12 protein-coding genes and 1 pseudogene are annotated in these 12,347 nt (G+C 62.0%); 5 read left to right on the forward strand and 8 right to left on the reverse strand.

Annotated features, from left to right (window positions below; genetic code table 11):
• Window positions 1-619: 619 nt before the first annotated feature.
• The 4 genes from ONR57_RS18085 to ONR57_RS18100 all read right to left on the reverse strand — a co-directional run bounded on the left by ONR57_RS18085 (window position 620) and on the right by ONR57_RS18100 (window position 4,876).
• Window positions 620-1,024 (reverse strand): hypothetical protein, encoded by a 405-nt coding sequence (locus tag ONR57_RS18085; RefSeq protein ID WP_064442639.1) that lies wholly within the window; start codon window positions 1,022-1,024, stop codon window positions 620-622.
• 7 nt (window positions 1,025-1,031) lie between these two features.
• Window positions 1,032-2,600, reverse strand: coding sequence for an LGFP repeat-containing protein (locus ONR57_RS18090; protein WP_265124928.1), 1,569 nt, complete (start codon window positions 2,598-2,600; stop codon window positions 1,032-1,034).
• A gap of 706 nt (window positions 2,601-3,306) precedes the next feature.
• Entirely contained in the window at window positions 3,307-4,371 is a 1,065-nt protein-coding gene (locus ONR57_RS18095; protein ID WP_265124929.1) for a Replication protein Rep, read from the reverse strand.
• A 289-nt stretch (window positions 4,372-4,660) separates the two neighbouring features.
• Window positions 4,661-4,876, reverse strand: coding sequence for a hypothetical protein (locus ONR57_RS18100; RefSeq protein ID WP_265124930.1), 216 nt, complete (start codon window positions 4,874-4,876; stop codon window positions 4,661-4,663).
• 605 nt (window positions 4,877-5,481) lie between these two features.
• On the opposite strand from ONR57_RS18100, the gene ONR57_RS18105 reads away from it, so the two are divergent.
• Window positions 5,482-5,694, forward strand: coding sequence for a hypothetical protein (locus ONR57_RS18105; RefSeq protein WP_265124931.1), 213 nt, complete (start codon window positions 5,482-5,484; stop codon window positions 5,692-5,694).
• A 204-nt stretch (window positions 5,695-5,898) separates the two neighbouring features.
• Here ONR57_RS18105 and ONR57_RS18110 read toward each other — a convergent pair whose 3' ends face one another.
• From ONR57_RS18110 to ONR57_RS18120, 3 genes are all read right to left on the reverse strand, one after another.
• Window positions 5,899-6,273, reverse strand: coding sequence for a hypothetical protein (locus ONR57_RS18110; RefSeq protein ID WP_265124932.1), 375 nt, complete (start codon window positions 6,271-6,273; stop codon window positions 5,899-5,901).
• A 666-nt stretch (window positions 6,274-6,939) separates the two neighbouring features.
• Window positions 6,940-7,167 carry a hypothetical protein gene (locus ONR57_RS18115; protein ID WP_265124933.1) on the reverse strand — a complete coding sequence of 76 codons (228 nt, stop codon included), beginning with the start codon at window positions 7,165-7,167 and terminating at the stop codon, window positions 6,940-6,942.
• A 7-nt stretch (window positions 7,168-7,174) separates the two neighbouring features.
• Window positions 7,175-7,846, reverse strand: coding sequence for a hypothetical protein (locus ONR57_RS18120; RefSeq protein ID WP_265124934.1), 672 nt, complete (start codon window positions 7,844-7,846; stop codon window positions 7,175-7,177).
• 211 nt (window positions 7,847-8,057) lie between these two features.
• Here ONR57_RS18120 and ONR57_RS18125 point away from each other — a divergent pair, with 211 nt between their 5' ends.
• The 4 genes from ONR57_RS18125 to ONR57_RS18140 all read left to right on the forward strand — a co-directional run bounded on the left by ONR57_RS18125 (window position 8,058) and on the right by ONR57_RS18140 (window position 10,394).
• Window positions 8,058-8,828 (forward strand): ParA family protein, encoded by a 771-nt coding sequence (locus tag ONR57_RS18125; RefSeq protein ID WP_265124935.1) that lies wholly within the window; start codon window positions 8,058-8,060, stop codon window positions 8,826-8,828.
• A complete protein-coding gene (locus ONR57_RS18130) occupies window positions 8,828-9,103 on the forward strand; it encodes a hypothetical protein (RefSeq protein ID WP_265124936.1) in 276 nt (91 codons plus the stop codon). Before ONR57_RS18125 ends, ONR57_RS18130 begins: the two co-directional genes overlap by 1 nt.
• A 229-nt stretch (window positions 9,104-9,332) precedes the next feature.
• Window positions 9,333-9,770 (forward strand): helix-turn-helix domain-containing protein, encoded by a 438-nt coding sequence (locus ONR57_RS18135; protein WP_374116484.1) that lies wholly within the window; start codon window positions 9,333-9,335, stop codon window positions 9,768-9,770.
• A gap of 33 nt (window positions 9,771-9,803) precedes the next feature.
• Window positions 9,804-10,394, forward strand: coding sequence for a PIN domain-containing protein (locus tag ONR57_RS18140; protein WP_265124938.1), 591 nt, complete (start codon window positions 9,804-9,806; stop codon window positions 10,392-10,394).
• 21 nt (window positions 10,395-10,415) lie between these two features.
• On the opposite strand, the pseudogene ONR57_RS18145 reads toward ONR57_RS18140, so the two are convergent.
• Window positions 10,416-12,347: pseudogene (locus tag ONR57_RS18145) on the reverse strand (relaxase); the annotation flags it as partial.

Here is a 12,347-nt window from a genome sequence, read left to right on the forward strand (position 1 = left end):
GTGCTGGCATGACACCCATCCTCTCGGGGAATCAGACCCTCCACCAGACGCGGGGCGATTCACGCCTCTTCCCCCAGATCCAGCGGGTCCTGAAGATCAACGAACTCGACACCATCACCAACGACGTCATCGAAGCCGCACAGAGCACCCTGGTCATCGGTGTCACCTGACCCCGCCACGAAGCGACCGAAGAACCCCGCCATTCAGCAGACGAAGTCACACGTGCTCACCCGCACCAGACCAACCAGCGCCACCCCACAACCCCTCCACGCCGTTCAGCAAACGTGTTCCACAACCCAGCACTACTCGAAAATGAACGGGTTTCCGAACACCGCTTCCTGGGGAAACGCCGTGTCGGGTGCGGCAGTGTTTTCGTGTTCGGCAGACGGCCCATTCCCGAACGCCCTCTGTCAGAACGCCCTTACTGGGGTGTACATGTTCGACTTTTTGATGAGGAGCCTCGGTGTGCATCGAGATTGGCATTATCGAATAGAACGCCGCCTGGCGCGCGCTTCGGATTCGGCACCAAATCGCCGACTAGATCAACCTTCGAACGTTGCAGCATAGTGCGGCGAATTAATGACTCAGGATTCTAACGTTTAGTATTTGGATCAACTTCTTACTGTTGCTTCCAAAACCATTCTGAGGGCACCTGGTTAATATTGGTGATCACCTCCGGTCGGGGAATCGTTCCAAGCCACAGAATATCGTTACTGGACTTCACCCTCTCTATACTTTCCTTAGTGGCGCCTTGAGGTTCAAAGATGCAGAGCCATGCAATCTCGCCTGCTATTTCATCCGGTTCGTCACACTGCATCCCGGTCGGGCTTACTCGAGTATCCCAGCGTAAGCCGTAATACGTTGGGCCTTCAAGATGAAGGAAGATCACTATCACATGGAAACGGTCTAAACCAGAAGCAATGATTTTAAATGGCTGACCTGTTCGCTCGATGCCGTCGACAAGTGCCTGGCGCAATGCTTTGTGCACTGCGCCAGGCCACTTCGGGTCCCACTTGTGCATCATGCGCTTCTCATGAGTACGGCCATGGGCCTTGCCGTGGATATCTTATGGTCGAATTCACCCAAGAATCGCACGCCACTTGTTCTGGTTTACTCTCACAATAGGCTGTGATTACTCCTTTTGTCTTGTTATCACCTTGGATATAATCGTCATCGCGATAGTCCACGACAACCCGGATGACATCTCTTCTGTATGTCGTACATGTGCCACTATCATCACACCTCGTCCTTCCTACAGGCTGGCGGTAGAATCGAGATTGTCCGGATGATGGTTCCCCTCCTCCAGGCTGGAGCATGGTCGTAGCTACGAGATTCATATTGTCAATCTCATGCCTCTGGTAGATCTTCTCAACTCCAAATCCACTGACTCCATTCCAGTAACCCCGCCGGAGAGGACCTACGCGACCAGCTGAATCCCTCAGCGTATGAATGATTTCGTTGCGGTCTCCCGACTGATTCATTACATCGACCCCAGGAGAATCATCAGCATTACTTTCGTCGGCAGGGGTCAGTTGGTTCGGTAGAGACTGCGTAGCGGCCGCTCCCGAAAACGGGTAATGCCGGTAGTAACCCTCATTGCCTTGTACTGCGATCTCGCCCAACGCGAAGATCTGGCGAAGAAACCCGTCTGCATCTAACGAGGCTTCCATTGGGTAGCCCAGAGGACCCTTCTCCCAGTCGAGAGAACTCCAAACGGCGATGATCTGTGAAGGTACTCGCCAGGCTCCGGTTGCGGAATGCCAGTAGATGGAGGAACCGTCTTCGAAGTGGAGGTAGCGTCCTGTCCCGTCGGGGGCGATTTGGACGTCTGAAAGGGGGTAGCCCATCTGCCCGTCTTCGCGACCGTGCTCGGCCCATCGATCGCGCATGGCTGCGTACATCAGTCGTGCGCCTGTGACTCCGGACCAGGTGATGGTTCCGTTGGTGAAGTTGTTGTAACGGCCGTCGTATTTGTTGACCGTTAGTTCATCGGTGGTGGGGTAACCGAGTGGTCCTTCAGCACCGCCAGCGCTGTTGTATTTGGCGCGGATCGCGCCGCCGACGGCATAGACGCCTGTGGGCTGGGACCAGAACAGCCCTGCACCCTGGAACTCTTGGCGGCTGCCACCGTTGTTGTGGTAGATCTCCGCTCCGGTGGGGTAGCCGAGCCAGCCCATTTCCCATCCGAACTGATTCCACTTGGTCATGTACAGGATCGTCACCGGGTGGGCGCCCGTGTGGGGGTGCCAGTAGATCGATCCATTAATGAACTGGGAGCGCTTTCCGACACCGTCGGGGTTGGTGTACTCGGGCGAGTTCGGCAGGCCCAGCCAGCTGTTCGGCCCTCCCATGGCTTCGTACCGCTGCAGGATTGCCCCACACACCTCGTAAGGCATTGGAGAAAACACCCTGCACCCCGGGGTCGCAGCAAGTGTCATGCGTTCGGCTGTCTCGGCGTCTTCCTCGGTGACCCCTTCAGGCAGAGCCTCGGGGTCGTAGCTAGGCGTATGACCGGGCGGAAGTTCGGGCAGCTCACGGTAGCTGTGCGAGGGGCGCCCGCGTTCACGATCGTTATCGCGTGATGGGTAGGGCAGATCCATCCCGGCTTCGAACGATGGGGGTGCGTCCGCCGGAATCTGGGTCGTGTCCCCTCGGACTGGCGGTGACTGCCGCTCGCGCGGGGCTTGTTGGTTCTGGCGCGGAAGCTCAGCAGGCGCGGTTGTGGGTGCAGGAGCAGTGGGCTCTGGCGTTTCGGTCTGTGTACTGGAGTCTCGTTGACCCTCCACTGATGCAGAACGATCGACCTCTGGGAGGTTTGTAACAGTTGGAGATGGTGTCGAAGTAGCTGTGGCAGTGGCTTCGTCAGGACTTGTGGTGGGCTGACCATTGGCCACACCGCTTCCAGGGGCTATCAGCGTGAGCGCGAGTAGCGCGGCTGGCCATCCCCTAGATCTTCTCCTGCTCCCGCGGGGCGCGGCAGCTGTCATTCGGTTACCTCCACTGGTAGATGCTGATTCTGCTGAAGGATTAGCATGATCAGCTTTGGCTTAACGGGTACGAGATAACCGAAGACGACGGGCGGTCTCATGCGACTCCCCGAGGCCGATTCAAGATCGTTACATGGATACCCTTCTCGAATTCGATATTCCGCTGCGGCAAAGAGCGATAAATTTTCGGACCGACTACTCCTCCAGGCTTCGAGGCTCCCGGAGATGGGGTTCTCAGTAGATCGTGGGCACGTCGGCTCTACCTTGCACTACCTGACAGCTCAGGATTACCGGGGGCCGCGATGATGAAGCCGCCTCGTTAGCGCCATCGTTTCGGCCGTCTTTTGATTTCTTTTATGACTTGCCGGGCGGCTTGTCTGCCTGGTGAGTTTTCGGTTGCTGCGTTGGCGTTGCGGGTGGCCCATTCGGTGCGCAGCTGTTCTTGTTTGGCTCTGCGTTCGGTGTCGCGGGCTGCTGCTTCGGCGCGGATAAGTGCGGCGGGGCGGTCTTGCAGGTCGAACTGGTTCAGGATTGACCGGAGGTATCCCAGCGCGTTGTGCGGGCTGGATAGAACGTAGTGCCCGATGGCGTAGTCCCGCAGCGCTTCGGCGATGTCGTCGGCGTCCCACTGCGCGGCCGCGAACGGCTGCAGCACTCTGGCCCAGGCGTATTTTCCGTGACGGCGAATCCAGGGAGGCATCTTGGGGTGGTTCAGACAGCCCCGGGCCAGCCGGAGGGCGGCAGGACCGGCCTGAGCGCGGCCCGGGCCCGTATTGAGCTGCCTTTGTCGGCACGCAGTGCCCTGAGTAACCACCCCCTTACGGGGATTTTCTCTTCTTCCGATACTACGTATCAGAGGGGTGACATCCATGTAATTTGGCAGGTGAGAGCCGTTTGGGTTATCCACAGGGAGTCTGCTGAATCGGCGGGATTCGTGCAGCACGGACACGGTGCACCAGCCGCGGGCCCGGTCGCCGCGCTTCCACGACTCGAGCCTCTCGGCGAGGGTTCTGCGGCGGCCTTGTTGTATGTCGGTGACCACGCCGAGTTCCCTGGCGAGGTGTCGGGCCCGCTGCACTTGCCGCCGGCAGACCCCGGCGTGGTTGACCAGGCCGGAGCGGGCCCCGTTGCGATGCAGCTTGCCGACTGGCACCCGGCAGTCCCGGCCGGTCTGGTTGTCCGCGCCATGCGACATGCCCGCCATGACCATCAGAAACGTCTCACGCGAGACGGGTTCGGTTCGTTCCTCGTCGCGGAGCCGCCGATAGTGCAGGCAGTACAGCACGGAGCAGTGCAGCAGCCACTTCTCGCGGCCCCACCAGCACTGCGCCCGGTCGCGGCCGCGATACGTGCCCTCGGGCAGCGGCCTGCGCAGCGGCAGCACGAACAGACCCGCGCGGGAGGCGTTTCTCCTACGGGGTGGCGCTCCGTGGACAGGTCTGCAGGATTCTGCAGACAGAAATTCTTGTGCCGAATCCTCGTGTTCAGTTGTGCCGTTAAACGGGTAGCCGCTACCCTCGGAAGTGCCGCTAAGCAATTCCGTTCCTCTCAGTGAGGGGCGGCCTGATCAGGGAGTTACCGCTCGCTGATCACACACTTGAAAGAAGACCCTGGCTGCCGGGCCGGGGTTTTCTGCTTTCTGCGTCAGCCGCCCAATGAAATTGTGCTCAAGGTCAGGCAGACTTCTGCAGCGGCAACACCTCCTGCTGCTTGACGAACCGAACCAAGCCGGTGTCCTTCGCGACGAGCTGCGCGACATAGTCGGTCGCGGTCATGCCCTGCTCGGCTGCTGCCTCGTACAGCGCAGTCTTCAGCTCGGGATGCATCTTCACGAACACGACTTCCCGTGGGCCCTTACTACGAGGGCCGCGCTTCCCTGGTCCAGCCATGACGGTCATCCTTCCAATGCAACTAGTTGCAATTGATGAGGCGCGCCGGCGGAAATGCGGCTAGCTATCATTCGCGTCGTCGAGCCAGACGATACGACACTTCATGCCGTCGTGGACATTACGGCCAACACGCCGCAACTTCGGGCGAAATATCGGACATAGTGAGGGAAGCCGGTCGGATGGAATAGCGCGTCAGGATCGCACTTAGGGGCCTCGGCAGCGCGGTCCTCTCCACCTGGGGCCTGCACACTGAGGGCCGCACCATCATCGCGGAACCACTTCCCGGCGCACCGATGCCGCAGCGCCCAGGCGCCCGGACCAAATCGTGAATCTTTACCCAAAGTGACCGCTCCGTGGACAGCGCGAGCAGGACGCTCCACTCCCCCGCATTGCCCCTCAGATCGTCCACCAGCGCGCCAGCACGCTCGCGTCGATACGCCGATCGCTCCGTCCCGCGACGGGCGTCAGGATCGAGCTGATGGGCACGGGCTTCAACACGCCGAAGCGGCCTGCCTATCGCTCACCCGTTCGATTATCCGGTAGGCTAGGTAACAAGCCTCCAGGCGGGGCGCAGAAAACAACTGCGAAGCGCCGAGGAGGCGTTCATGAGCATTCATCAAGCCCGAACCACCGTTTGCCCGGTCTGCCACACGAGACAGCGACAGGTCCATGACGGCACCGCTCCAGGCGGAGACTCCCGCACATCACCGTGGATTTTCGTGCAGCACAACCGCATCGACTACCGGGGCGAGCACCCCGTCAGAGTGATCTGCCCGGCGAGTGGCCGCAGCCGCTTTGAAGCAACCGTGGGATGGTAAGCACCACAACCTGATCCAACTCCCACTCTCCAGGCGGGGAAGCGGTGCGCCCGGCCACGCAGCCGGGTCTAACGGGCCGGTTTCTGACCGATAGCGGCATTAAGTCAGCGGTCGGCGGCGGGATGCAGTGACCGATGACAGTGGCGGTGCGTTCGGCACGGCCACTGTCACTTGGGCGTGGATTGGTTGTTTAGAGAGCAGTCATCACCGTGCTCGTGGCTGGACACCGTTCCGTCCACCGCAATCACAGTTCCGCTTCATCACGATCCGGGAGACGTTACTTCCGACTGAATAGACGCGATTGGTCTGATTGGTCGCCGACCACACCACCTTGCTCCCTTGGTACATCGTGACGCTGTAGAGCAGGTATCCGCTGGCGTTGTCTGCCCAGAGCAGGACCCTTTCAGTCGGATGGCCGGGTGTGAAGTGGATCGTCGTCGTCACATCACTATCCCGAAACGAATAGTTGCCGCTGTACACGTATGTGGTCGAGCCGGCGGAGGCGATACCGGTGTTGACGGAGACCCCCAACAACAGTGACAGCACTACAGCCGATCCGATTCTGCCGAGCTTCTTCATGGTCTTTTCGATTCTCTCGACGGGGAAAGGGGGTGACCAATCATGCTGACTTCGTCGTGAAGTTCAGCTGGGGAGCGAGAAACTAGAGCTAGTGTGCGTGCCAGGCTTGTTGAGCCTACGCCCGGAAAACGATCCCCCTTGTCAGCCAATTGAATTAACTTTCAAACGACTGAATGACGGCCCCGTATGTCGCGATCCTTGACTGGAAGATGCGGCGCACGGTCACCGCTCCCCCGCCAGGAAAGTTGGTCTCAGTTCCCGTCGGATTCTGCTCCTGATTTGCGATACTGACGGAAATCCCAAACTGCAAACGGTGTCGCCAGCACGGCTGCGAGAGGCACGATCCACCAGAGATTTCGGCCCTCACTCAAAAGTGCGGTATACAACAGCATTGCTGCGGCAAGGCATGCCAGAATCATGCCTCTCATCAATGCGGCAGTACTCATACCCCGCGCCCCCTTGAAGTCCATACGCTACGGGAGTTGTGATCGATCCCGTTCCCAGAATCGGAGCGTATCCGGCCGCCCCACGATCCGCCTCTCAGAGTTCAGCGCGAACGGCTCCATGTCTGCCGGTTCCTCTGTGCCCTCCCGCCCCTGGCGTGCCCAAGTCGTTCCCCTGTACGGCTCCGCCCTGAATTAAATAAAGTTTTCTTTAATTCAGTCATTAAATCCCGAGGTAGCCCTTCACAAAGGCCGTGAGCACACTGACCGAGACTCCGCCGATCACGTCGCCGCCCTTGCTGAGCAGCTTGTCTCGCACGCGCTGCAATCGCGTCGCAGGTGCCTCGCCGCTGCTCGCTTCGAGCTCCTCCCGGATCATCTCGACGTCTGGCTCAGGCAGGCCCTCCCCGCGGAGTGCATTGATCAGCGCGGGCAGGTCACTGGGCTGCACGCCATGATTAGTGGTCAGTGCAGAGTTCGGGCTCCCGACTGCGACGTTGTTCGCATAGATCGTGTTGTGAATGATCTGCCTGACCTGTTCCGGAGGAACACCATCCCCTCCCCCCCGGCTCCCCCGCCTTGGGTGCGACCCGTTCCAGTTCGAGCGCGAGGTCTAGGACCTTGGTCCGCACCGCATCAAGAATGCCGGTTACGCAGAACTTTGGAACTACCTTCCAGGCAGAGAACAGGCCCAGTCCTTCCGGGAAGTGCACCCACTCGCCCTTCTGGTGCAGAGTATTGAGAACTGCCACTGCCTCCGAAGGCCATGCGAGCCTCAGGCTGTCGCCTTCCGGAACTAGCGTCGCGACCTGCTCCACCGACTGACGCAACTCCACGCCGAATAGTCCATCTATTCCGCGAAACCGTTCCGGGACCGAGAACTCGGGTATTCCCTGAGTTACCTCCAACCCGAAGGGTCCCACGAACTTGCCAAACACTGGAGACTGGAACGGCCCTCGGTACGATGGCAACTCATCGTCAGGCCCATAGCCGTCCAGCTCCATCTTCACCCACGCGCCCAGCAGCTCCGCGTTCATGCGTGCCGCAACCACTTTCACTTGCCGCAGGAGCGATGCGACCGGGACGGAATCTCCCGCCGCATCATCGATGAGTCCTTCGAGCCGAGTCATCCGCGCATTGTCTCAAAGCGCCCTGACAACTTTGAGGCCACGCCCAACGGCCACAAGCGCGCAATGCTATCTTACCTGCATAAACAGCCTCATTAATTCTTTATTTATTTAATTCAATTCGTTACTCTATTCGAGCGAGACGAAGAGGATGCAGGCTCACGACCCGGCGCGCCTGCATCGAACCGGCAATCTTTCAAGAAAGAATGAATGCATGACACGACGCATTGCGATAGCGAACCAGAAGGGCGGGGTGGGCAAGACGACCGTCACGCTCGGCCTGGCCTCGGCCGCATCCGCGGCTGGCATATCCACCCTGGTGATTGATCTCGACCCGCAAGGCAACGCAACGAGCTGCCTCGGCGTGGACCCAGCCGACCTGGAGTTCACCGCGAACGATGTCCTGCACGCCGATGCGAAAGGCGTAGCGGCCGATGCGATCGCGCCCTCTAAGTGGGACCACATTTCGCTGATCGGCTCAGACCTCTCACTGGCCGAGCGGGACGGCGATCAGGCCCTCGGTTCGGAGCACCGTCTCCGCAAGGCCCTCGACACCGATGCCCTTGGTAACTTCGAGCTCGTGCTGATCGACTGCCAGCCCAGCGTGGGCAAGCTGGTCAGCAACGCGCTCATCGCCTCGGACAGCGTGCTCATCGTGACGGAGCCCTCGGTGAGTGCCTCCCAGGGTGTCGCCAACGTCATGCACACCGTGGACACCGTCAAGGAGCTGTTCAATCCGGCCCTCGAGCTGCGCGGCGTCGTCCTCAACCGTGTGCCGCCGCGTTCCCGCGAAGCGGAGTTCCGCACCGAGGAACTCGGCAGTGCACTGGGGGAGCGGCTCTGGAGTCCGCACATTCCGCTTCGCACCGTCATCGCGGAAGCGCAGGGCGCCCGCGAGCCGATCCACGCGTACGGCAGCCGCGCGGCAGACCTGATCAGCATCTTCGACGCACACCTCGCGCGAATCATGAACGGAGGAAAGTGATGCCCGCCCGCAAGGAGCCAGCCAGTGCTTTCGGAGGGTTGCAGAAGGCACCCCGCAAGGCCCACCCGCTTGCTCCGGAGCCCGCTCCCGCTGAACAGGAAACCGGCAAGTCCACCGCGACGGCCACGCCATCCCGGACAACCCTGGTGCCGTTCAGCACTCGGATCACGCCGGAACTCCTCAAGGAGGTACGCCGGGCCGCAGTCGACAAGGACATGAAAATCCACGACATCACCATCGAAGCCCTCACAGCGTGGCTCGGAAAGCACAGGTGAGCCAGCCTGTTCACCCTGGTAATGGGTTTTGAATTAATGAATTAATTCAAAACGACCAGGATACGAAGCGTCAGCATCGCGTGCATGCTCTGTCATTCCATGATCTGCGCCGCAAACCTCACATCAGTGTTGCAGTTATAAGTGCAACTGCTTAGTGTGGGGTGTATAGAGGTGTGATGGGAAGTCGGTGATGATGGTGGGTGCGGCGCTGAGTCGTGGCGGCAGGAGTGTGTTGCCGGTATCGGATGACACGACAGCGCAGGCGCGGGAGTTCGCGTCGGCGCTTGAGGAGGCTGCGCGCAGTCGCGGCGCTGACGGTGTGGTGTTCAGCGCGCGGGCAGGGGAGGGGGTCACTGTCACTGTCCCTGGCGGGCTTGCTGATCTGGTGCTGGAAGTGATTGGCACGGTCAGCCGTGGTGGTGCGATCACGGTGCGGAGCATCCCGGAAGAGCTGACAACAACAACCGCGGCGCATCTGCTGGGAGTGTCCCGTCCGACGCTGATGAAGATGATCAAACGCGGTGAGCTTCCCGCGCACCGGGTGGGCAGTCACACCCGGCTGCGGTGCGGGGATGTGCTCGGGTTCATGGATCAGCAGCGCGCAGCGCAGCGGCAGGCGTTCGAGGAGCTGCGCGCGTTCGAGGACGAGCACGACATCACCGGCTAGCAGCTCAATTACGCGCTTGTACGGTGAGAGGCTATGAGCGTGGGGCTGTTACGCGTGCTTGCTGATTCGAATGTGCTGTATTCACGCACGCTCAGGGACTGGCTGGCGCTGCTGTACCTGGCCCCGGGAGGGGGTGGCTTGTTTGAGGTTGTGTGGACCGAAGACATCATGGCCGAAGTGCTGTATCACCTGCGCAAGAACAACCCGTTCCTTGATGACGAACAGGTCGGTGGGGTGCGCCGCCGTCTGGCGGCAGTGTTCGCGACCGGCCTGATCACGGGCTACCAGATCGACAGCAGCACCGGCTATCCCGATGTGTATGACGCGCACGTACACTGCGCTGCCGTGCACGGCCGCGCGGACATCATCGTGACAGGCAACGTCCGGGATTTCACCGGCATGGACGAGCAGCCCTACGAGGTGTATTCACCAGACGATTTCTTCGTCCTCGTCGATGATAGTGCTCCCGAGACGGTACTCAGCGCACTGCGCACCCAGCTGCGCTACTACCGCGAGAAGGGCGGCAGGTTCTCACTGCCCGAACAACTCAGAACAGCAAACGCACCCCAGTTCGCAGAACGAGTCCGGCAGCATATGCACCGCATCGACATCAACACCATCTGAGCTGATCGCCCCGTAAAAGGGCTAGTCTCCGATGCCGTGGCCGCTGGGGCTGAGGCCGGTGCTGCGGGTGGGTGCGTGGTCGAGCGCTGGTGTGGGCCGTACTGGGTGTTTCTGGCGGGTGAGGTCTGCGCGGAGGCGTTGTTCCTGGGCGTGTTGTTCGGGGGTGAGCTTGTTGCGGCGGTGGATCTCCTGCTGTGCCGCGGCCTGGCGGTGGTGTTGTTCGCGGTGGAGCTGCTGGGCGCGGCGGGTGTGGCTGGCGCGGGCGGTGGCCGCCTGCGCGGCGGTGGCGGTGACGTGGTTTTCGGCGTGGGCGAGGTGTTCGCTGGTGACGGGCTGTCCCGGTGGTTTCATCTGGTGGGCGTGCTGCCACGCCACCTTTGCCTGGTTGTCAAGAATCCCGCGGGTGGCGGTGAGCCTGGCGAGGGTGGTGTCGAGTTCGCGGCGGCGGGCGCGGGCGAGTAGCCCGAGGCGGGCGCGTTCGGTTTCCAGCCTGGTGATCTCGCGGGTGAGGTCGCGGCGCTGATTGTCCAGGCTGTCGGCGTGCTGGGCGGCGCGGGTGTAGTCCTGCCATGCAGTGTGGGCCTGGGTGAGGCGGGCGAGGTCGTCACGGGCCCGCGTGTGGGCCTGTTCAGCCTGGGTGAGTGCGCTGTGCCCGGCCATCACGATGGTGGCGTCGGTGCCCCGCTGGGGGTCGTGGCCGCTGGCGATGCGGCGCAACTGTGCGTCGGACAGCTGCCGCATCGGGTTGCCGCGCAGCTCCGCCGCCACCACCGCATCCTCCCGCGCTGATACTGGCCCGGGGGCGATGGGGGTGGCTGCGCGCTGGGTGAGTGCGTGGTGGGCGGTGCGGGCGTAATCGGCGAGCTGGTGGTCCATGCCGGGATGCCGCGGCGGCAACACCCCCAGATCCGGGACAGCTGCTGCAGGGTCGCGGGACGCTGGGGCGGTCTGTGTCTCTGCGGTGGTTGTCTCCGCCCTGGCTGCCGCAGGTGCGTCGGGTGTGTTTGGGACGGGGTGGGGGAGGTGCTGCAGCAGCAGCGTGTTCACATCGGCTGTGGTGGTGAGGTCGCGGGTGTGGATCGCGCTAGTGAGCAGGCGTGTGGTGTCGTGTCCGTGGTGGGTGAGGGCGGTGAGCCGGGCATACAGCGCCGCGTGCGTGTCCTCGTGTGCGCGCATGGTTTCGGTGATGGCGGCGGGCAGGGACCGGTCGATGAGCCAGTCCAGATAGTCGCGGGTCAGCGCGTCGCGGGCGGTGGTGTATGCGTCGTGCAGGCGCTGCGGGTTCTCGGCTTCCCGCAGCACGCCGCGCAGGGTTTCGGTGGCCGAGCGCTGTCCCTGATCCCGCTCGAGCACGGTTGTCAGCCGCTCCAGCACCGTCATCGGCTCACCCTCGCTACGGCTGGGGGAGAGGTGGACGGGTTCGGTGTCGATATCCAGCGTGTCGGTGGGGACGTAGAGGTGGTTTTCGCTGCGCCCGCGGGTCGCGGCAACGTACAGCCCGGCGCGGCTGGTGTGCCCGGTGATCAGTGCGTGGGTGGTGTCCACGGTGACGCCCTGCGCACGGTGAATGGTGCAGGCATACCCGAGCTCCACATGCGTGGTGACATACCCGGCGGGCAGGGTGACAGTGCCGCTGCTAGCAAGACTGCGGGCCCCGATGCTGCCGTCCTCACCAATGGCGGTGATGGTCCACAGGTCCCCGTTGCGGACCCGCTCACCGGGGCGGGACCCCGCCTTCACACGCAAAGTCGGGTCGTTGTGGCGGGTGACGATCGTGTCCCCGACATGCGCGGTGGCGCCGTCACACAACCCCACTGACCGGCTCTCACCACCAGCAGCGCTGCCGCTGTTACTCGCGTCCGCCGCAGCTGTGGTCGCGGTGGTGTGGGTGGCGGCCTGGAGGAGCTGGTTGAGGGCGCGGGCGTCGTCGCGGGTGGCGGCGAGCACGATGCT

Origin of the sequence: Hoyosella sp. YIM 151337 (assembly GCF_026041215.1) — a bacterium.
Lineage (GTDB): Bacteria > Actinomycetota > Actinomycetes > Mycobacteriales > Mycobacteriaceae > Hoyosella.

Excerpts from the sequence above, each read along its gene's own strand:
- ONR57_RS18085 (WP_064442639.1), bottom strand. The coding sequence starts at position 1,024 with ATGATGCACAAGTGGGACCCGAAGTGGCCTGGCGCAGTGCACAAAGCA.
- ONR57_RS18090 (WP_265124928.1), bottom strand. The coding sequence starts at position 2,600 with ATGGATCTGCCCTACCCATCACGCGATAACGATCGTGAACGCGGGCGC.
- ONR57_RS18100 (WP_265124930.1), bottom strand. The coding sequence starts at position 4,876 with ATGGCTGGACCAGGGAAGCGCGGCCCTCGTAGTAAGGGCCCACGGGAA.
- ONR57_RS18105 (WP_265124931.1), top strand. The coding sequence starts at position 5,482 with ATGAGCATTCATCAAGCCCGAACCACCGTTTGCCCGGTCTGCCACACG.
- ONR57_RS18110 (WP_265124932.1), bottom strand. The coding sequence starts at position 6,273 with ATGAAGAAGCTCGGCAGAATCGGATCGGCTGTAGTGCTGTCACTGTTG.
- ONR57_RS18120 (WP_265124934.1), bottom strand. The coding sequence starts at position 7,846 with ATGACTCGGCTCGAAGGACTCATCGATGATGCGGCGGGAGATTCCGTC.
- ONR57_RS18125 (WP_265124935.1), top strand. The coding sequence starts at position 8,058 with ATGACACGACGCATTGCGATAGCGAACCAGAAGGGCGGGGTGGGCAAG.
- ONR57_RS18130 (WP_265124936.1), top strand. The coding sequence starts at position 8,828 with ATGCCCGCCCGCAAGGAGCCAGCCAGTGCTTTCGGAGGGTTGCAGAAG.
- ONR57_RS18140 (WP_265124938.1), top strand. The coding sequence starts at position 9,804 with ATGAGCGTGGGGCTGTTACGCGTGCTTGCTGATTCGAATGTGCTGTAT.